The following is an 18,990-nucleotide window of genomic DNA, read 5'->3' as shown; positions in this document are numbered from 1 at the left end:
ACCGGCAAGCCGACTGATTCTACCGTTGAACCGAACCGCACGCCCATGCCTTCAATCCGCCCTGACCACCAGCGATACCGCCCCGAGGCCATGAATGAAAGCGGGTTCGCCGTGAACGCGGTAGCCGCCACCCTCTTTCTCGGGCTGGTTCTGACCATTGTGGTCTATTCGGCCCTGGATCTTACCGGCACCTTGACCCGGATGGGGCGATTCGGTCCGGTGCTGCCGCTGATCGTCATCGCCTGGCTGATGGTCGGTATCTACATGGGGGTCAAACGACTCAAGCGGCGCGCGGCGAAGATCCGCATCAAAGGCCCGCTGTTCATGCGCTCCCTGATGAATGACTGCATCGAGCGGACCTGCGGGGTATTGCAGCGGCAGCTGAACACCCCGGAGATCCCGTCCGCAGGTATCCTGAACGACATCCTCATGGACAAGATGCTGTATATCTGCAACGCGGACTGCCAGCGTTTTTCGGACATCCGCCGGCGGATCGAAGGCAGCCGGCTCAAGGGGTCCCCCGGCCTGGAACTGGCCCGCTTTTTCCAGACCGACGTGGAATACGGCAAACAGCCGTTGCCCGACGAAATCCGGCAGGTGGCCGACACGGTATCCCGCAGCCGGACGGATCTGAGAGATCTTCTGGAGCGCCTCAAGAATGCACACCAGACCCTTTGCACGGGTACCGGGAACATCCTGGCGCTGCTGCCGCCGGATCCGAAAAAAGTTGAGACCATCCGGAACACCTACCGCTATCGTCCGCCGACCCCGCAGCGCGCCCGGCGAATGGTTTTTGCCATCGAAACGCTGACCTACCTGAAAGCCACCCGATACGAAAACGTCAATCCCATGGACCGCCGGCGCTACGACAGTGTGGCGGAGCAGGTGATTCCCGAACTGGCCAAGGCCCTGACCGTTTACAAACAGGCCTGGCAGGACCTGGTGGATGCCTACGAGCGCCCCCGGGGCCAGCGCGCCGGATAGCAACGCAAGTGCAGACGCACAAGATGGTGGGAGATCGATGTATACGTTGACCCAGGAGGCGGTTTTCCGGGAAGAGATCAAAAAAAGCCGGTTTATTGCCAGAGCCGCGAGCGTATCCAGTCCCGGGGAGGCAGCGGCATTCCTGGAACGGATACGGGAAGCACGGGCGACCCACCACTGCTGGGCGTATAGAATAGGGCCGAAGTACCGCTTTTCGGACGATGGTGAGCCCGGGGGAACCGCCGGAAAACCGATTCTGAACGCCATCGAAAAACAGGATATCGATGGCGTCATGGTGGTGGTCATCAGGTATTATGGCGGCGTCAAACTGGGGGCCGGCGGGTTGGCCCGGGCCTATGGCGGCTGCTCGGCGAAATGCCTGCAGGGTGCCCGACTGAAGCGCATCGTACCGATGGCCCATATCAAGCTGAGGATCGCGTTCGATCATATTGGCGCGTTGTATGCCATCATCGACCGCTTCGGTGCGACGAAACTGGGGGAAGCGTACACGGACACGGGGCTTGACATCCAATTGAAAGTCGGCCGGGCAGATTGCAAGGCCCTGGTTGCCGCCCTGACCGATGCCAGTGCCGGAACCATGGAACTGCTGTCCGGGTGCTGAGCCGGGCGTGGGATGCCGATGCCGGCGCCGGCAGTCGGCATCCCGTCCAACGCTTATCCGTCGAGCACGATCCGATGATATCTTTTTTTCCCCGCTCTCAAAACGATTTCACCATTTCTCAGCTCCCGGGGGCCGACCCTGAAGTCGAAAGCCACCACTCTGTTCTCGTTGATGTATGCGCCGTTCTGGCCGATGAGCCGGCGCGCCTCCCCGGCCGACCTGGCAAGCCCCACCCGCTGGAACAGCTGGTAGGCGGGGATGCCCCCCGCGATCTCATTCCTGTCGAACAAGGTGGTGGGGAGGCTGTTTACGGTGTCGGCGAGGCGCTCCCTCGGGATACCGCTGGAGGGCAGCATTCCATGAGGAATTTTCCGGCCGCCGAAAGCCCCTGCTGCCGCAGCATGTGCCGTTAACGCATCCTCCCGCCCATGGGCCAGCACCGTCGCCTCGAACGCGAGGATGGTCTTGGCACAGTTCAGATCCGCGCCTGAAAGCCGTTCAAGCGCCTTGATTTCCGCCAGGGGAAGAAAGGTAAAAAGAGCGATGAACCGGCTCACGTCCCGGTCGTCGGTGTTGATCCAGAACTGGTAATACTCGTAAGGGGAAGTCTTTTCCGGGTCCAGCCATACGGCGCCGCTGGCACTTTTGCCCATTTTGCTGCCGTCGCTTTTGGTGATCAGCCGGAAGGTAATGCCAAAGACCGTCTCCTGACGCTTCCTTCTCACCAGGTCCGCGCCGGCGATGATGTTGCCCCACTGGTCGCTGCCGCCCATCTGGAGCCTGCAGTTGTGATTGTCGAAGAGCTTGAGGAAATCGAAGGACTGAAGCAGCATGTAGTTGAATTCAATGAAGTTCAGGCCTTCCTCCGATTCGATTCGCTGGCGGTAGCTTTCCGCCTTGATCATGCGGTTGACGCTGAAATGACGGCCGACATCCCTCAAAAAAGGGATGAGCTCGAGGCCGGCCAGCCAGTCTGCATTGTTCACCAGAAGGGCGCCATCATCAAAATCAACAAAACGGGAAAGCTGCGCCTGGATTGCATTCACGTTGTTTCCGATGGTTGCCGCGGTCATCATCTTGCGCATCTCCGTCTTTCCGCTGGGATCGCCGATCATGCCGGTGCCGCCACCGACCAGCGCAATGGGACGGTGCCCGCATCGCTGCATATGGGCCAGGGACATGATGGGGATCAGATGGCCCACGTGAAGGCTGTCGGCAGTGGGGTCGAAACCGATGTAGCAACGCGCCCCTTTTTGTCCCAGATAGGCCTCGAGTTCAGCATCGTGGGTTTGTTTTTCAATGAAGCCGCGATTTTTCAGGATGTCGAGCACACACATCATCATTTCCTTTCGGGTTGAATTGAATGAACGCCCCCGCCGCATTTCAGCGGGGAATCAATGGGTATCAAAAGCGGTTTTTACCGAAGCCGCATCGCCTGGCGGGGGCGTATACCGGGCATCGCCATAAAAAAGGGCCGCATCGCCAGGAAATCCGCGCGGCCCTCTCCATGAAAAAAGCCGCGGAGGTCTCTTGCTCCGCGGCTTTGGAATTCACTTTATTTTACTTCATGTCGGATGGGGTGCACCACGGGGCAACGGATATAAGCAATACCCGCAATAATATCGTTTCTGTGTAACCCCGTGTGTCAACTGTCCACCCTCCAATGGGATGCATCATTATGCCGGCAGAAGCCGAATGTCAACCCTTCCGCATCGACAGGGGATAGCGACCGCAAGAGCGCGAGCCCACAAGTAAAAACCGATCCCCTCCCGCCGGCGCGGCTCACTTCTGCGCATCCACGATGGCCACCTCTTCGAAGGTCTTGATGTCGCACAGCACCCGGGTGGCGGCGTCGAGCAGTTCCATGGCGACCGCCGCCCCCGTGCCCTCCCCCAGCCGGAATTGAAGATCCAGCAGGGGTTCGACGCCCAGCCGTTCATGCATGAAGCGGTGCCCCACCTCCACCGACCGGTGGCTGGCAAACAGGTATGATTTGGCCGCAGGCGCCAGTTCGCAGGCGATCAGGGCACCGGCAGTTGCGATCAGCCCGTCGCACACGACGGGGATGCCGGACGCCGCGGCGCCGATCACCAGACCGGCCAGGCCGCCGATCTCGAAGCCCCCGACCTTGGCCAGTACATCCAGCGGGTCTTTGGGATCAGGCCGATGGAGGGCCAGGGCCTGTTCGATGACCCGGATCTTGTTGGCCAGGGCCGCATCGTCGATGCCGGTGCCCCGACCGGTCAGCTTCTCCACCGCTATGCCGGAGAAAGCGGCGATCACGGCTGAGGACGGCGTGGTGTTGCCGATGCCCATGTCGCCGGTACCCAGCATGCTCAGCGGGCCTTCGGCGAGCAGTTCGTTGACGATCTCGATGCCGGCCGCCACGCTTTTTTCCGCGTCCTGGCGGCTCATGGCCGGCACCCGTGCAAAATTGGCGGTACCCTTGCCGACCTTTTTGTGGAAGATGGGCAGGTCCGGTTCGAAATCGTAATTGACGCCCAGGTCCGCAGCGATCACCCGCGCGCCGGCATGCCGGCCAAGGACATTGATGGAGGCCCCCCCGTTGACGAAGTTGAACACCATCTGGGGGGTAACCTCCTGGGGAAACAGGCTGACCCCTTCGTCGGTCACGCCATGGTCACCGGCACAGGTGATGATCACCTTGTTGTCCAGGCGCACATCCAGGGTGCCGAAAATGGCCGCCAGGCGGGCCGATGCCGGCTCCAGCAGCCCCAGACTGCCGGCCGGCCGGGCCTGGTTGGCCAGCCGTTCGTTTGCCTGGTCTAACATTACGGCATCGATCGGTTGGATCGATGCAATGCTTCTTTCGATGAGATCCATGATGCCTCCAGTATCGAATGGTTGTGGTGAAATGGCAGATGTTGGGTCTCCGCTGATCGGAACCTGCGACCCGCCAGGGACCCGGCGATGACGAAACCGGAGGCGCCGCTGCGCGGCGTTGAAGATTTCGTCATGGCGGGAACGACGGCCCGGGGCGATCAATGCCCCTTCACGAGGATATCTTGTCTCCGCTGATATCCTGGTTAAAAACTTCCATGCCTTTTTTCATGGCACAGAAGTCACCGCACATGGTGCAGGTTTCCGACACTTCCGGCCGGCGGCTGTCGCGGATGGACCGGGCCACCTCCGGGAACAGCAGCAGTTCCTGCAGATCGTCCCAGCGCATGTCCCGCCTGGCCATGGCGGCCTGCTTGTCCCTGTCCCGCCGCTCGGGGTATTTGCTCAGATCGCCGATATGCACGGCCAGACGGGTGACGCGCACGCCTTCGCGAACATCGTCCTCCGTGGGCAGGGCCAGGTGTTCGGCCGGGGTGATATAGCAGATCAGATCGGCGCCGTGCCGGGCCGAGTTCGCCGCGCCGATGGCAGCGGTCACGTGGTCGTAGCCGGCCCCGACATCCGACGGGATCGGTCCCAGCACGTAATAGGGGGCGTGTCCGCTCATGCGCTTTTCCAGCATGATATTGCCGGCGATCTCGTCCATGGGCACATGCCCCGGGCCTTCCACCATGGTCTGGCAGCCCATCTCCCGGCCGATCTCGGCCAGTTCGCAGTTGATGATCATCTCCGCCATCTGGGCACGGTCGTGGCTGTCGTGAATGGCGCCGGCCCGGATGCCGTTGCCCAGGGAAAGCACGGCGTCGTATTTTTTCATCAGGCCGCACACCCGGTCGAATTGCTCATAAAGGGGATTTTCCTTTTTGTTCATGTCCATCCAGGCCACCATGAAGGTGCCCCCCTTGGAGGCCAGGCCGCCGTATCGGAACCCCTGTTTTCTCAACCGCCGGATGGTGTACTGGTTGATACCGCAGTGGATGGCCATAAAGCTGAGCCCGTCGGCCAGCTGCTGCTCGATGAGGTCGAACAGATACTCCGGATCCAGCCGGGCCGGATTCTGGTACTTGCGGGTCGTTTCCTTGAAGGCCTGATAGAGGGGAACGTTTCCCACCGGACGGGTGGTGGCGGCCAGCACGGCCCGGCGCACGGCGTCCAGGTCGCCGCCGGCGGACAGTTCCATGAGGGTATCGGCACCCTCCTGTTCGGCGGCCAGCGCTTTTCTCACCTCCATGTCGATATCGCAGATGTCCGACGACGTCCCGATGGAGGCATTCACCTTGGTGCTCAGGCCCCGGCCGATGCCCACCACTTTCTGCCCCTTGCGAAAGGGGTTGTTGGGAATGACGATCTGCCCTTTGGCCACGCAGTCCCTGATCATGGCCGCGTCCATGTTCTCGTCGTCGGCAACGGTCTGCATCTGTTCGGTAGTGATCCCTTCCCTTGCCAGTTCAATCTGAGTCTTCATAGGTATTCCCTTTGGGTTCGGGACGGGGAAGCCGGCATCTTCGGCCAAACTAAAAAACCCCGTGCCGAAAAATAAATTTTCAGCCTGGGGTTTTGCCATCACCACCAAGACGGACCTCCTTGCGGCAGGTTTTCTGACTCGCGGATCGTCCTACCGGCCGCCCCTTCCCGTGCCGTTTCGAAAAAAACATTCGCGGCACAGTGGTTCTGGCGGCCTTCGTCCCCGCTCACAGCGACGGGTTCGCCCCGGAATCACACCGGGTTCCCTATTATCCCTTGCACTCCATGTGGAATGCGGGCACCGAAAGGTTCAACAGCCAATTGTGGCCATGGTTTAAAAGAAGCGGTGCCGGCTGTCAATGGATTTTTTCCCTGACGGCCGCAGATGTCACCCCAATTCATGCCCCCTATCGAACGCCATACGATCCGGCTCGTTTTGACCATTGGCAAGATTATCTTTTCACCACCGGGGGCTTTTCCGACCATCGCATGGCGATTGCCGTTAAAATCCCCAGAATAACCAATCCACAGGCAAGCGGAAGCGCAGAGCCGTCATAGCATCTTCCGACCAGTGCACCCGATGAGGAAGAGATGAAATTGGACAACGATCCGACAATCGCTGCACCGATGCCTGCCATATGCTTCAACGGATCCATGGCGATGGCACTCAAATTTCCAAAGAGTATTCCCATGCAGAAAAACGACGGTGCGAAAAAGGCCATCATCAGCCATAGCGGTGGTCGACCGCCCATCTGACAGGTGGCCGCGAGAAACATCGTCGTCAGAACGATAAATAACAGAACCGCCCGGTGGGACAGCGCCCGCATTCCGAATCGCATGACGATGCGGGAATTCACGAAGGAGGCCCCGCCCACGAAGAGCGCCAGAACGGCCATGTAGATGGGAAATTCCCTGCCCAGACCGTACACCTCCTGGAAGAGTTGCTGTGCGCTGCTCAGATACGACATAAGCGCGCCGGCGATGAACCCCGAAGCGAGGGTGTACCCCATGGAGCGGCGATTTTTGCACACGCCGAGGACAGCATCCAGAATTCGACTGCCGGAAAAGGGAATGCGATCGTCCCGGGAAAGCGTCTCCGGCTGCCTGACGGCAAACCACGTCAAAGCGACAAACCCCTGAATCATCAAAACACCGAAAATGGCCCGCCACCCCATTGTCAGCAAGACGGCCTGTCCCACAGCCGGTGCGATGGCCGGTACAACGATAAAAATCGCCATCACAACGGACATGATGCGGGCCATGGCCCGACCGCCGTACTGGTCTCTGACAAGGGCAAGGATTGCCGTTCGTGGTCCGCCCGTACCAATGCCCTGAATCATTCTCCCGATCACCATCACCTCAAATCGGCTGGAAAAGACAGACAACCAGCATCCCATGATAAAAATGACAAAACCGGTAAGAATGACGGGTTTTCTGCCGAATGAATCCGCAAGGGGGCCGAACACCAGCTGACCGATTCCCATGCCGAACAGCAATACGGTAACAACGAGCTGGACATCGTTGGCGTGCCCCACACGAAGATCCCTGCCGATCTCCGGCAGCGCCGGCAACATCATATCGATGGACAGGGCCGTTATGGATATCATGACCGCCATCAGGGTGACAAATTCCCGGTATCCCGGACCGCGTTTCATCTGTTCAGGAAATCCTTTATTCATCTTATTCTAATCGCCGAAAGCGGCCTCTGGTCACCGGTTTGTACCGGCACCGACCCTTTTTTTTCAACCCACACCCAACTGCCTGCCAATTGCGTCGCCCATTCGCCGGATGAAACGATGGAACAGAGCGAAGGGATAAGGCCGGTTGCCAGCGGCACCCCATTCAGATTTTCCCCGCTGTCACTATATCATGAATAAAAAATCTGGTACGATTGGCCCGTTGGTCGACGAATCGGGACCCTGCCTGATAAGGATGCGTGCTGCGTGATAAAGACCTCAACTTGGAGACGGTTCTATCCCCGGCGTACCGCCAGATATGGGATAACTCTTTGCTGGGCATCATGATTATGGATAAAGACGGCGTCGTGCTTTACATCAACCGCCTTCTGATCCGAACCGATGAATTGCAGGATGTGGCTATTATCGGCAAAAAATATGGTCGATTTTTATCCCATGGAAAAGGAACGGCATATTTCCATTCGGACGATCAAAAGCGGCAAGCCGATCATCAAAAAGACGATCCTCTACTACTCCCATAAAAACCAACTTGTCAACTCGCTCTGCTCGACGTTTCCGCTGTATTCTCATGGGAAAGTGGAGGGGGTGATCCATTTTTCACTGAATCTGCAGATCAGCCAGCGGTTGATCGAGAAATACGAATGCCGGGAGCCACCGCCGCCGGACAAACGCCCGGCCGGTAAAAGGGAACACTACACCTTCGATTCGCTTGTGGGTGAAGACCCTCAGTTTAAAAATGCGGTCGCCTATGCAAAGTCCAACAGCCAGACCGACTTATCGGCCCTGATCTGGGCCGAAACCGGCTGAGGCAAAGAGCTTTTCGCCCAATCCATCCACCATTCATCGGCCAGGCGGAAAAACCCGTTTATTCCCATCAACTGTGCCGACATCCCGCTGCTGTGCCGGTATTTTTTAGACCAGTGGGCGGATCGGTCCCGGCACCACCGGGTGGATGTTTCCGAAGCGGTCGATGAGATGTTCAACCGCTATAGCTGGCCGGGAAACGTCAGAAAACTGGAACACACCCTGAAATCCAGTCTGAGCATTCTCCATGGGGAGAACACGATCCGCAGGCATCATCTTTCCTCCTACTTCATGAACAACTGCCAGCGGATGGGAAGCGGCTACAACAACCAGAACCGGACGCATCACGGTGCCATTTATCTCCCTGAGCTTCCGCAACTGTGCCGCACGCTGGGGTCCGCCTGAGACGTTCTACCGAAATGATGGAGCAAAAAAATTCGATTTTACTCGGCAGAGGATTTGTCCCGCGCGGTCACCCTTGATGACGCCATCGGGGCCCTCGAACAGGCCTTCATGGATTACAATCGAGGCGATATCGCCCTCGGAGGCCGGCTGATGGCGCCCTGCGGAAAACCCGGCGACACCTCCCTTGTTTTACCGGCAACCCATATCCGCAAACAATACTACGGATTCAAGCAGGCCACGACGTTTTCGGAAAATGCCGGTCGGGGGCTGCCTACCGTGCTCAGCCAATATTTTCTGTACAGCAATGTTACCGGCCAGCCCCGGGCCGTCATGGATTTTATGGAGATGACCAGCATCAAAACCGGCGTTGCCGCGGCCATTGCCGCCAGGCATCTGGCGCGGCCCGATACACGGGTGGTGGGTATTATCGGCAGCGGCGTCCTTTCACGACCGGTCCTGGCAGCCATTTGCAGGGTGATGAAGATCGAACGGGTCAATATTTTCGATTTGAACCCGCGCCAGGCCAGGGTGTTTGCAACATATGCGCAAGAAGTACTCGACGTGGAATGCCTGGTGGCCGAATCAAGCCGGGGCTGTGTCCGGGATGCACAGATTGTATGCACCTGCACCACCAGTCGCAAACCGGTGCTCGATGGTGATGATCTGTCTCCGGGATGCCATATCAACGCCATGGGATCCTACAATTTGGATATGCAGGAACTGGATGAGAAAACCGTCAACCGGGCGGACCGTATCGTGACCGACGTCCCCCGAGATACATTGAACGCGTCGGGAGATCTGGCCTGCCTGGCGAATAAGGACGTCGTCGCGGCTCTGGATCGTATCATGTCAGGGGAAATCCCCGGCCGTAAGTCCGAAAAAGATATCACGATCTATGAAAGTGTTGGCTTCTCGGTGCTCGACATGGCCCTGGCGCTGTTTGCCCATGAAGCGTGCCTGTCAAAAGGGTTCGGCCAAGATGTCGCTTTCTCATCCCGTGATTCCGAGCAATAAGGACACAGCATGACATTCAAGAAAATGATCACCGCAGTAGACACCCATGCCGGAGAACCCATGCGCGTCATCACCGGCGGCGTACCGCATATCCCCGGAGCAACCGTTCTTGAGAAAATGAGATGGCTGGAAACCGAAGGGGACGACCTGCGTCTGATGATGCTCCGGGAACCGCGCGGGTATCCGGCCGTGTGCTGCAACCTTATCGTTCCCCCCTGCCATCCGGAAGCCGATGCCGGATTCATCGTCATGGAACAGACCGAATATCCCCCCATGTCCGGTGGCAATACGATATCGGTGGCCACGGTCCTCTTAGAGACCGGTATATTGCCAATGCAGGAACCAGTTACCGAATTGACGCTTGAATCTCCTGCGGGACTCATTGACATCAAAGCCGATTGCATTGATGGCAAAGTGGTCAATGTAACTTTTGAGAATGTACCTGCATTTTCAATCCGCTCGGATGTCGAAATTGATGTGAAAGGGCTGGGCAAGGTGACCGTTGATGTTGCATGGGGTGGCATGTTCTATGTTATTGCCGACGCCAATCAATTTGACGGATTAACATTGGATGTTCAAAATGGACGGCGCATTAGGAATATTTCTTCCAGGTTGACCGCCGCCGCTGCCGAACAAATACCAGTAGTGCATCCGGAAAATCCCGATTTCAAGAATGTGACTATTTCGCTGATTTCTGGCCCGCCAACCCGCCCTGAAAGGGATTTAAAAAATGCAGTAACGGTAGCAACCGGTCCATTAAATTGGGACAAACCAGAAACCTGGACGGGTGCACTGGACCGGTGTCCCTGCGGAACGGGAACATGCGCTAAAATGGCGGCGCTATATGCCAAAGGTGAACTTCAACTTAACCAAGACTTCAAACATGAAGGCTTGCTGGGAACCATTTTTACGGGCAGATTGATCAGAGAAACCAAAGTCGGGCATTTTAAAGCTGTTGTGCCTACCTTGAGCGGGCAGTCGTGGATAACCGGATTCAACACCTACGTCCTCGACCCATCAGATCCATTTCCGGAAGGCTTCAGGATGGGTGACATCTGGCCAGTGTAGGACGATAATATCGCTGGCAAAATTCGAAGGGCTGCCGGCCAGTCAGTCGCGCTGACCTGCAGATGCCGGGTCGAGGAGTTCGCCATCGATGTCGGCAAGCATCTTTTTCCGTAACGCGTTCACTCGTGCGCTGTTTTTCATGACCATGTCGATCTGGCGGGTATGCAGTGAAAAATATCCGAGGATTTTCAGGCGTTCATACATGAACTCGCAATCGTCGTTGTCAATTCGGGCGGTCAGGTGGTCCTCCTGCGTCGTGACACGAAAAGCGTAGTTTTCCAGCAGTTCGGCAATGAAATGCACACGCCTGAGGCGCCGCTCGATGTCGGCCGCCCCCCCCTTGAACTGAAACGTGATGTAGTTTTCTGGCGCGCGTTCGCTGACCAGGGCTTCGAGCGTTGCGAAGTGATAGCCCAATCTGGAGCTTAGATTGCAGTAATGGCGCGAGATCATGAAATAATTCTTTTCGGCATAGCGGCTCTGGCGCCCCGTGGTGAGGGCTGTGTTGGCGGTGGACTGAAAGAGTACTGAAGCCAGTCCCCGATGATCGATGGGGGGTGGGCCCGCCCAGGGAATGGCCGTAAAACCTTCCCAAAAGGCCCGCATGGGCTCTGAGGCGATATTCTCCAGGTGCACATATTTCCCGTCGACTTCCTCTTTGAAGCCATCATCCAGGTTGAGCACCCACCACTGCATGGGCACTTCGAAAAAGAGTTGTTTGCTGGAACGCTCGGGAAACTGGTGATCCTTGCCGAAGTTGAACATCTCCTGAACGGATTTCTCATGCAGAAACCGGGTGATGTCATGGAGGGTCCGGCAGTTCTTCGCATGAAATTCCCGTGCGGTCGGGTCTAAAAGGTTCAGGGGAACGATCAGCCGGTCGAGTTTTTTAAGCAACTGATATACCGGTGAGTCTACCATGGGATTGATCGCCTTGGGAGGCCGCGCCTGAAGCCCTTCGATTATCCCGGCGTAAACCTTCCGGCGATCGGCATCCAAAGTCACCTCTGTATCGGCCGCAAGACGCACCATGGCATCCGCACAGCCGAAAAGGGCGGGCACACCGAATTCCCGGGCCACGTTGGCCAGGTGGCCTGCGAAACCGCCTTGTTCAGAAACAACGGCGCTTGCGCGACCGATCAGCGTTGCCCAATGAGGCGCCGCCTGGCGCACCACAAGCACGGCACCCGACGGAAACTTGGGCGCGTCTGCGTATCTGTCGGCCAGAAACACGGGACCGCTGCCGGCACCCGGGCTGGCCGTAACGCCGCCCTCCAATAAAACGTCGGCCTCCGTAACAGTGGCTGGGGGCTCCATCCCCCCCTCTTCCCCAGCCGACACGGAAAGGGGGCGGCATTGCAGCACGGTGACCCTGCCATCTGAGGTCAATGCCCATTCAATGTCCTGGGGGCGGCTGTAGTGGGCCTCAATATCCAGCGTTACCCTAGCGACAGCGACCGCCTGTTCCGGGGTCAGACAAGGACGGTCCGTCATTTCACCAGCGGCGACGATCTGGCAGACGCCATCCTCCGGATTACAGACAAAAAGGTCGCGCTTATGTCTGATGGTCTGTCTGGAAAGGCGCGGCTCCGGAGACCTGTCCACGGTAAAGCTGTCGAAGGCCGCCGATCCGTCGACGATTGTCTTGGGCAGCCCCCAGGCCGCATCGATATGAACGCTGCGGTCCGCCGGGTCCACCGGATTGACCGAATAGGCCACACCGCCGGTCACGGCGTCCACCATGACCATGGCGCCCACAGCGACCGCTAAATCTTCGTCCCGGATGCCTCGCCTGAGACGATAGGTCAAGGCCTGCAGGCTGTACTTGCTGGCCACCACTTCCCGATAAGACGTCAGGAGATGGTCCTGAGAGATATTGAGTTCCGTCTTGAACTGCCCCGCGAAAGCAACGGCTTCACTGTCTTCAAACAGGCTGCTGCTGCGCAGTGCGATCCTGAACCCGGTGCCATGTCGAGCCGCCAATGCCTTCCAGGCCAAACCGATGGCACTTGCAAGATCCGGGGGAATGGGTGCTTTGCGCACGACCTGTTGGATGCGTGAACTCAAGGCCAGCAGACCGGCGGTGTCATCCGCGGTGGTTACCTGGAGGAGGCGGTCTATTTCATCCTGAAGACCGGAATGGGCCATGAACCGCATATAGGCGGCGGTGGTGATCACAAAGCCGTCAGGGACGATCAACTGGGTATGGCGATGAAGTTCCCCCAGATTGGCCATCTTTCCACCAGTCTGCTCCCTCCAGGTGTGATCAATGACGCTGAGGGGGACAACAAGGGCGGAATCGACGTGGGGACGAAAGGAGGCTTCCAGAAGCGTCAGGATCTCCTCCTGAATCGCTTTAAAGCGATGTAATAGCTCCGGATATTTATCCGGCGCCAATATCTTCATATAACGGATCATGCGCATTACGGAAGCCGCGACTTCGGTACAGACCGACCGGACGAAGGTCATGCCGAAGGCGCCCCCACCCCGCAGGGCACCTTCGATTTCGGCCATCTTCTCGAGTGCGTGCTTGTTTGCGCTTAGCAGCAGCTTGAAGTGGTGATATCGGTCTTTGAAGTCCACCCGCAGTTGCTCGGCCGCTTCCTCGGAAAGGGTCGGCCGGGATCGGGAAAACCGGTGCTTCAAATACTCTCGAATGCGTCCCATCATGGTCTGGCCACGCCTCGCATAACAATCAAAGGGGTCATTGCAGACCCGGCACGACTTCCCGGCAGCCCGTAATTTCGGGGCGTTCGGTGTGGGTTCATGCCGGGTGTGTTTTTACGCGCTGATCATCAGGGTCTTCCCGCATCCGGTAAAGAGTGCGGAAAGACCCCGGGTCGATGGTGTTAATGCTCAAGTTCCATTCCCCAGCCTTCGAACATGTACATGATGGAAAAGCCGAACCATAACGTGTAGATGATGTAAAACGCCAGGGCAAAGATAACGATCCATATCTTGTCGGTAATATTCTGAGGCTCGATGCCGTTGAAGTTGAACGCCACCTCGACGGCCTTGGCCTGCACCGTGGCCACAAATGCGGCATTCTCAAATTGCTTTTGCTTCTTAAGTTCCTTGTCCATTCCCTTGAGGGCGTTCCACCAGCTGTAGAGCGCCTCGCGCCCGTCAAAGCCGTACTTGGTCTGCAGGGCCTCGGATCGGTTGTGAAACAGAAGATCGGCGTCCTCGAGGCCGGCCGCCAGAATTCTTCCCAGATCACCCTTTAACGAAACCTTGGTGTCATCGACTTCGGCCGCGGCTCCGGCCTTCCAGAGCAGCATGGTCGTGCGCTCCGCCTGCTCTGCGGAACCGGCATCGATTGTCACCGCGACCTCCCGACCGTCAAAGGCCTCATTTTTTTTGACCAGATCCGGAATGTAATAGGCCGACCCTTTGGAAATGGAATTAAACAGATTGTCAAAATAGTTCAGCGCATTTTGTCCGGCGCCGAAGATCGGCATAAACAGGATGCAAAACACCACCGCAAACCCGACCAGCAGGCCGGACCCCATGAAAAAGATCTTCTTATCCGCTATCATGATGCCACCTCCGCTTTCTTGAGGTTCTTGATATTGCGCAAAAAGGTGCCAATCACCCAAACGCCGAAACCGCCGATCACGATGAAAAAGGCCCAGATACCAATCGTGTCGAGGATCTTGGCCGTAGCCGGTGCGATGGAAATGATGTCCATGGCGCCGAGTTTGCCGGGCAGGGCAAAAACCCGGTTGACGAACCCCGCCAGCACGGCCATTGCGTAGAACCCGCGGATGGTGATGCCGCTGACAACCTTGGTGACCATGGCCCCGATCTGGATGCCGATGAGCGAACCGAGCAGCATGCCCATGGCCAGTGTGTAGAAAATGAACCCGTAAATGGCGTACTGGCTGACAGCGGCATAACCGGCGGTAAAGACGATCTGGAAGATGTCTGTGCCAACCGTGGTCATGGAGGAAACACCCAGTACATAGACAAAAATCGGAAAGGTCAAAAACCCGCCACCGACACCCATGATCGCCGCCGCAAATCCCACCAGGGCACCGCTGAGCACCAGAAAGACAGAAGAAATCTGGCGCCCCCCGGGAACGATATCCTTATCGAAGGTAACCATGGGAGGAATCCGCATGCCCTGCAGTTTCTGGGGCAGGGACCCAAGATCGGCACCTTCGGACTTGCCGCCATGATCGTGGGCCCCGCCGGCATCCCCCCTACTGCGGGCTTTGAGAAAATCCGTCAGGGCATACATCCCCAGCAACCCCAGCATGAGAACATAAATCGTGGTGATGAAGGCATCGCTCAGCACGGGATTGATCTCGTAGAGCACACGGTTGATCACGCCCCCGCAGGTTGCCCCAAGAATGGCGCCGATAAGAAAAATCAGCGCCAGGGGAACCGAAATGTTTCCCAGTTTTCGATGGATCACGCTGCCCATGATGGCCTTGGCAAAAATGTGAAAAAGGTCGGTGCCAACGGCCAGGATACCTTTGATGCCGGCACTCATCAGGGCCGGAGCGATGATGAAACCGCCCCCGGCGCCGATGCAGCCGGTAATCAATCCGGCGCCAAGGCCGATCAGGATTGAAGCCAGAAAGATGCCGGTGGTGAAAAAGGACGGGCTGTAAGCCTTCTTACCCCCCAGCACATCCGGTATCTCGCTGACCAACTGATCCGCAAAGGCAATGCCGCCGACGATAACCGGCAGCAAAAACAGTCCAAGAACCATCAAACGTTTGGGACTCCCCAGAATGTTGTCGGACATCTCCTTCTCCCACCGGGCATGTGCTTTCGCGCCGGCGAGCATGAATTGCGCCCATTGTTTGAAAAAACTCATGGCAATCAAGCTCCTTTCATTGAAATTTTTGGTTGCACTCATCAGGGGAAGCCCCCTGTTTGTTGCATTTCAAGCTTATCGTGCGGGCCTTGTAAGCATCCTGAAGTTTGAACATAAGTTCATCGATACCGACGGGTTTCATCAGGTAGTCAAAAGCCCCCTGGGCAATGCCCTCATAAGCAGCCTCGACACTGGCGTGCCCCGTCAGCAGGACCACCTCGATCGTCGGATCGGAAGCCTTTATGGCCCGCAGCACCTCGATCCCGTCCATCCCGGGCATGCGCACATCCAGCAACACAAGATCCACAGGCGTCTGCCGGATCATCTCCAGACCGGCCTCACCGTTGCCTGCCTTGAGCACACGCAGATTGCGTTTCTCCAGGCGTTTGGCCAACGGCTCGAGGAAATCCTTCTCATCGTCCACCAACATCACCGTGAAATCGGTCATAAGGCATCCTTTCCGCTTTGATGGGCCTCGCGGATTTTATGCAGAAGGTCTTCGAAGTCGTAGGGTTTCGAAAGATAATCAAAGGCACCGTTGGCAATGGCATCCTGGGCCGAAACGTGGCACCCGTGACCGGTCAGCATGATAACGGGCAGTTGGGGAACCATTTTCTTGAGTATTTTCAAGACTTCGATGCCATCCATGCCCTCCATTTTGAGATCCAGCATCGCCACGTCAAAATCCGCCCGGCGCATGCGCTGAAGCGCCTCGGTGCCGCTGAAGGCGGGGGTTACATCGATATGCCGCTTGGCCATCCTTTTGGTCAGCACACGGACGAAAGCGTCTTCATCGTCGATCAGCAGCAGCCGAATCGGTTCGTTCGGGATTGATTTCATGATAGACACCTATGCGCGCCGGGTAGTGATGGCCTTCATCCGGGCTTCGATAATTTTCTCCTCCTGCTGACGCTTTTTGGCGGCCGCCTCATTGACTTTGTCTACGAGGACCGCCATGTCGCAAGGTTTCATCAGATAGTCAAAGGCACCCTGTTTCATGCCGTCGATGGCGGAGGAGACAGTGGCATGCCCCGTCAGCATCACGACCTCGATCAAAGGGTATTTTCGCTTGATTTCGGCAAGGGTTTCGATACCGTCCATACCGGGCATTTTGACATCCAGAATGACGACCTCGATTTTCTCGCCGTTTTGGCTGAGCACATCCAGGGCGTCCATCCCCGAATGTGCGGTGAAGACCTCGAAATCGCGTTTCTTCAGACGCCGGGCCATGGCGTCCACAAAGGCGGTTTCGTCATCGACCAGAAGCAAATTAGCGATTGTCATTGTTTTTCTCCTTATGGGGTTAGGGCTTTCAGCTTGTAACCACGGCCGTGTTTTACCTGCTGCGCTTCGGCGCATTGACCGGAAGGCTGACTTCAAACCGGGTTCCGTCTCCAACCCGGCTTTCCGCTACGATATCGCCGCCCATCGTATTGATTATTCCGTAGCAGATCGACAACCCCAGTCCCGTGCCTTTGCCGACCGGCTTGGTTGTAAAAAAGGGTTCGAATATCCGTTTGAGGTTTGCCTCGGGTATGCCGGGGCCATTGTCCTGAACGCTAAAGTGGACTCTGTCATAGGCCGGCCGCCAGGTCTTGACCTCAATGATCCCCCCCTGCCTGTCGATTGCATCAATGGCATTGTTGATCAGATTGATCAGCACCTGCTGGAGTTCGGTCTGTGATGCCCAGACGGCCGGCAGGGAATCCAGGAGACTGGTCTTGATTTCAACATTGTTGTACCTTGCCTGCTGTGCCGACAGACTGACGATATCTCTGATCAAATCGTTAACGTCGACCCGGTCCATGCGGCTGTCCGATCGCCTGGCGAAGCTTAGCAGTTTATGGGTGATGTCGCGTGCCCGGATTCCCTGGTTGCGAATTTGGGTTAATGCGCGTTTGAACTCGCCCCGGTTTTCACTTTCACATGAGGTTTCCTCTTCAAGCAGATCCTCGATCCATCCGGCTTCCTCCACCATGATTGCCACGGGATTGTTAATCTCATGCGCAATGCCAGCCGCCAGTTCTCCCAGTGAGGCCAGATGACCACTTTCGACGATCTGCTTGTTCATAAGGACCTTCTCCCGGTCGGCTGCGGCAATGCGGTTGACCATTCGCCCGGAAAGCACGGTGGCCATGGTGGCGATGGCGATACCGCCCAGGCCAAATGCCAGAAAGATAATGTTGCGTGTCCTGTAGAAATCGCGAAACGCGTCTTTTTTATCCTGTTGGAAAATCAGGGCCCATTGGTTGTTTTTCAGCATACCGGCCACGTAGATCAGGTCTTCACCGTGTTCGTCTTTTCGGGTGCCGAACCGAATGTCACCCTTTCCGGTTCGGTCCGGATGCCGGAAGAGTTCCAGATATGCATGATTTTCGGGCACTGGACGTCCGGCGGTCCGGGTCTGCAACGCACCGACGCGATTGATGATGCGGGCGAAACCGGTCTGACCGATAAGGATATTTTCGACCACGTCGTTAAAGGCCAGAAAATCCACGGTGGCCCGCAGAATCCAGGGCTGCCCGTCCACTTCTTTGCGTGCGGTGACGATGAAATGGGTAAATCCCCGCAGCCCTTTAAAGACATCGCTGGTATAGGCATCGGTCCGAATGGCGGCCTGGAACCAGTCCGCATCGTCGTATTGGGCTCTTTCCAGTTGAAAGGGGCCGGCATAGGAAACCTGACCGCCATCGGCCCGCACAACGCCGATATCCGAAAAGACATAACCATACGTGCTTTGAAGCTTTTGCAGCAGTGCGGAAAGGTTGGTACTGTCGCTCAGATATTCGTAGGAGTATACGTCGGCCAAAAAGGAGATGTTGTTTTGACGCTCCCGCAGGAAGTGATCAATATTCTGTTTATGCTTTTTAACCAGCGTTTCGAGATGAACCCGGACTTTTTCCTGGTAATTGGTGTACATATGCAACAGGATACCGCTGCTGACGACAATCAAAGGAATAAACGATACGAAGATCACGACGAGCAGGATATTGCGCCGGAGCGGTCGGTAGTAGTTTTTTCGCTCGATATCCCTTGGGTTCATGTGCCGGTCCTTTCAGGGTTGGATGCAGTTCCGGTCGGGTCCCAACTGAGCAAAAGACAGGCCAGAATACGTGAACAAGCACATATCCAACCACATTAAATTTTTTAACAGCCTGATATTAATTATTATTTTGCTGTTTTGCCCGACAAGGAGGAATGAGCGGCAGGGTCGTGTACGGCGAAAGCAGGATCAAAATTGG

18 protein-coding genes, 1 pseudogene and 1 riboswitch are annotated in these 18,990 nt (G+C 57.0%); of the genes and pseudogenes, 8 read left to right on the top strand and 11 right to left on the bottom strand.

Translation table 11 applies throughout. The features are described from left to right. Window positions 1-45 precede the first annotated feature (45 nt). Window positions 46-984, top strand: a complete 939-nt coding sequence (locus DSCA_RS30375) for a WXG100 family type VII secretion target (protein ID WP_155319986.1) — start codon at window positions 46-48, stop codon at window positions 982-984. A gap of 37 nt (window positions 985-1,021) precedes the next feature. Continuing rightward, window positions 1,022-1,606 carry an IMPACT family protein gene (locus tag DSCA_RS30370; protein ID WP_155319985.1) on the top strand — a complete coding sequence of 195 codons (585 nt, stop codon included), beginning with the start codon at window positions 1,022-1,024 and terminating at the stop codon, window positions 1,604-1,606. A 53-nt stretch (window positions 1,607-1,659) separates the two neighbouring features. Here the strand turns inward: DSCA_RS30370 and tyrS are convergent, their stop codons facing one another. Beyond that, a complete protein-coding gene (tyrS, locus tag DSCA_RS30365) occupies window positions 1,660-2,943 on the bottom strand; it encodes a tyrosine--tRNA ligase (RefSeq protein WP_155320606.1) in 1,284 nt (427 codons plus the stop codon). Between the two features lie 26 nt (window positions 2,944-2,969). Here tyrS and DSCA_RS30360 point away from each other — a divergent pair, with 26 nt between their 5' ends. Next, on the top strand, window positions 2,970-3,242 hold the full coding sequence (locus DSCA_RS30360; protein WP_155319984.1) for a hypothetical protein: 273 nt from the start codon (window positions 2,970-2,972) through the stop codon (window positions 3,240-3,242). Window positions 3,243-3,388: 146 nt separating this feature from the next. On the opposite strand, the gene cobT is transcribed toward DSCA_RS30360, so the two are convergent. The 3 genes from cobT to DSCA_RS30345 all read right to left on the bottom strand — a co-directional run bounded on the left by cobT (window position 3,389) and on the right by DSCA_RS30345 (window position 7,587). Continuing rightward, window positions 3,389-4,450: a nicotinate-nucleotide--dimethylbenzimidazole phosphoribosyltransferase gene (gene cobT / locus DSCA_RS30355; RefSeq protein WP_155319983.1), complete on the bottom strand. Its 1,062-nt coding sequence runs from the start codon at window positions 4,448-4,450 to the stop codon at window positions 3,389-3,391. Window positions 4,451-4,619: 169 nt separating this feature from the next. Then, window positions 4,620-5,933 carry a phosphomethylpyrimidine synthase ThiC gene (thiC, locus tag DSCA_RS30350; protein ID WP_155319982.1) on the bottom strand — a complete coding sequence of 438 codons (1,314 nt, stop codon included), beginning with the start codon at window positions 5,931-5,933 and terminating at the stop codon, window positions 4,620-4,622. A gap of 106 nt (window positions 5,934-6,039) precedes the next feature. Then, window positions 6,040-6,253, bottom strand: a riboswitch (cobalamin riboswitch). A gap of 131 nt (window positions 6,254-6,384) precedes the next feature. Next, complete coding sequence (locus tag DSCA_RS30345) at window positions 6,385-7,587, bottom strand: multidrug effflux MFS transporter (RefSeq protein WP_155319981.1); 1,203 nt, start codon at window positions 7,585-7,587, stop codon at window positions 6,385-6,387. Between the two features lie 459 nt (window positions 7,588-8,046). Between DSCA_RS30345 and DSCA_RS32195 the strand changes: the two genes are divergently transcribed. The 5 genes and pseudogenes from DSCA_RS32195 to DSCA_RS30325 all read left to right on the top strand — a co-directional run bounded on the left by DSCA_RS32195 (window position 8,047) and on the right by DSCA_RS30325 (window position 10,920). Continuing rightward, window positions 8,047-8,436, top strand: coding sequence for a transcriptional regulator (locus DSCA_RS32195; protein ID WP_155319980.1), 390 nt, complete (start codon window positions 8,047-8,049; stop codon window positions 8,434-8,436). Window positions 8,437-8,448: 12 nt separating this feature from the next. Further along, window positions 8,449-8,511: pseudogene (locus DSCA_RS33085) on the top strand (hypothetical protein); the annotation flags it as partial. Then, window positions 8,497-8,838, top strand: coding sequence for an AAA-type ATPase lid domain-containing protein (locus tag DSCA_RS32190; RefSeq protein WP_456236726.1), 342 nt, complete (start codon window positions 8,497-8,499; stop codon window positions 8,836-8,838). The pseudogene DSCA_RS33085 and the gene DSCA_RS32190, both read left to right, overlap by 15 nt. A 54-nt stretch (window positions 8,839-8,892) precedes the next feature. Further along, window positions 8,893-9,852, top strand: coding sequence for an ornithine cyclodeaminase family protein (locus tag DSCA_RS30330; RefSeq protein ID WP_167528019.1), 960 nt, complete (start codon window positions 8,893-8,895; stop codon window positions 9,850-9,852). A gap of 9 nt (window positions 9,853-9,861) precedes the next feature. After that, window positions 9,862-10,920, top strand: coding sequence for a proline racemase family protein (locus DSCA_RS30325; RefSeq protein ID WP_155319978.1), 1,059 nt, complete (start codon window positions 9,862-9,864; stop codon window positions 10,918-10,920). Between the two features lie 42 nt (window positions 10,921-10,962). Here the strand turns inward: DSCA_RS30325 and DSCA_RS30320 are convergent, their stop codons facing one another. The 7 genes from DSCA_RS30320 to DSCA_RS30290 form a co-directional block, all read right to left on the bottom strand. Next, window positions 10,963-13,590, bottom strand: a complete 2,628-nt coding sequence (locus DSCA_RS30320; protein WP_155319977.1) for a PEP/pyruvate-binding domain-containing protein — start codon at window positions 13,588-13,590, stop codon at window positions 10,963-10,965. Window positions 13,591-13,769: 179 nt separating this feature from the next. Further along, window positions 13,770-14,459: a hypothetical protein gene (locus DSCA_RS30315; protein WP_155319976.1), complete on the bottom strand. Its 690-nt coding sequence runs from the start codon at window positions 14,457-14,459 to the stop codon at window positions 13,770-13,772. Continuing rightward, window positions 14,456-15,748 (bottom strand): sulfite exporter TauE/SafE family protein, encoded by a 1,293-nt coding sequence (locus DSCA_RS30310; RefSeq protein ID WP_155319975.1) that lies wholly within the window; start codon window positions 15,746-15,748, stop codon window positions 14,456-14,458. Before DSCA_RS30310 ends, DSCA_RS30315 begins: the two co-directional genes overlap by 4 nt. 16 nt (window positions 15,749-15,764) lie before the next feature. Next, a complete protein-coding gene (locus DSCA_RS30305) occupies window positions 15,765-16,196 on the bottom strand; it encodes a response regulator (RefSeq protein WP_155319974.1) in 432 nt (143 codons plus the stop codon). Next, a complete protein-coding gene (locus DSCA_RS30300) occupies window positions 16,193-16,588 on the bottom strand; it encodes a response regulator (RefSeq protein WP_155319973.1) in 396 nt (131 codons plus the stop codon). The genes DSCA_RS30305 and DSCA_RS30300 overlap by 4 nt, the downstream gene beginning before the upstream one ends. 9 nt (window positions 16,589-16,597) lie before the next feature. Next, window positions 16,598-17,032 (bottom strand): response regulator, encoded by a 435-nt coding sequence (locus DSCA_RS30295; RefSeq protein ID WP_155319972.1) that lies wholly within the window; start codon window positions 17,030-17,032, stop codon window positions 16,598-16,600. 52 nt (window positions 17,033-17,084) lie between these two features. Continuing rightward, window positions 17,085-18,791, bottom strand: a complete 1,707-nt coding sequence (locus tag DSCA_RS30290) for a sensor histidine kinase (RefSeq protein ID WP_155319971.1) — start codon at window positions 18,789-18,791, stop codon at window positions 17,085-17,087. Window positions 18,792-18,990: the final 199 nt, after the last annotated feature.

The sequence above is a fragment of the Desulfosarcina alkanivorans genome (assembly GCF_009688945.1).
In the GTDB taxonomy this organism is placed as follows: Bacteria; Desulfobacterota; Desulfobacteria; order Desulfobacterales; family Desulfosarcinaceae; genus Desulfosarcina; species Desulfosarcina alkanivorans.
Note: the sequence above shows the minus strand (reverse complement) of the source record. Positions and strands in the feature narration are given on the sequence as shown.

Coding starts and splice junctions, on each gene's coding strand:
- cobT (WP_155319983.1), bottom strand. CDS start 4,450: ATGGATCTCATCGAAAGAAGCATTGCATCGATCCAACCGATCGATGCC.
- DSCA_RS30325 (WP_155319978.1), top strand. CDS start 9,862: ATGACATTCAAGAAAATGATCACCGCAGTAGACACCCATGCCGGAGAA.
- DSCA_RS30300 (WP_155319973.1), bottom strand. CDS start 16,588: ATGAAATCAATCCCGAACGAACCGATTCGGCTGCTGCTGATCGACGAT.
- DSCA_RS30360 (WP_155319984.1), top strand. CDS start 2,970: ATGAACGCCCCCGCCGCATTTCAGCGGGGAATCAATGGGTATCAAAAG.
- DSCA_RS30315 (WP_155319976.1), bottom strand. CDS start 14,459: ATGATAGCGGATAAGAAGATCTTTTTCATGGGGTCCGGCCTGCTGGTC.
- thiC (WP_155319982.1), bottom strand. CDS start 5,933: ATGAAGACTCAGATTGAACTGGCAAGGGAAGGGATCACTACCGAACAG.
- DSCA_RS32195 (WP_155319980.1), top strand. CDS start 8,047: ATGGTCGATTTTTATCCCATGGAAAAGGAACGGCATATTTCCATTCGG.
- DSCA_RS30320 (WP_155319977.1), bottom strand. CDS start 13,590: ATGATGGGACGCATTCGAGAGTATTTGAAGCACCGGTTTTCCCGATCC.
- DSCA_RS30345 (WP_155319981.1), bottom strand. CDS start 7,587: ATGAAACGCGGTCCGGGATACCGGGAATTTGTCACCCTGATGGCGGTC.
- DSCA_RS30310 (WP_155319975.1), bottom strand. CDS start 15,748: ATGAGTTTTTTCAAACAATGGGCGCAATTCATGCTCGCCGGCGCGAAA.
- DSCA_RS30370 (WP_155319985.1), top strand. CDS start 1,022: ATGTATACGTTGACCCAGGAGGCGGTTTTCCGGGAAGAGATCAAAAAA.
- DSCA_RS30305 (WP_155319974.1), bottom strand. CDS start 16,196: ATGACCGATTTCACGGTGATGTTGGTGGACGATGAGAAGGATTTCCTC.
- DSCA_RS30375 (WP_155319986.1), top strand. CDS start 46: ATGCCTTCAATCCGCCCTGACCACCAGCGATACCGCCCCGAGGCCATG.
- tyrS (WP_155320606.1), bottom strand. CDS start 2,943: ATGTGTGTGCTCGACATCCTGAAAAATCGCGGCTTCATTGAAAAACAA.
- DSCA_RS30290 (WP_155319971.1), bottom strand. CDS start 18,791: ATGAACCCAAGGGATATCGAGCGAAAAAACTACTACCGACCGCTCCGG.
- DSCA_RS30295 (WP_155319972.1), bottom strand. CDS start 17,032: ATGACAATCGCTAATTTGCTTCTGGTCGATGACGAAACCGCCTTTGTG.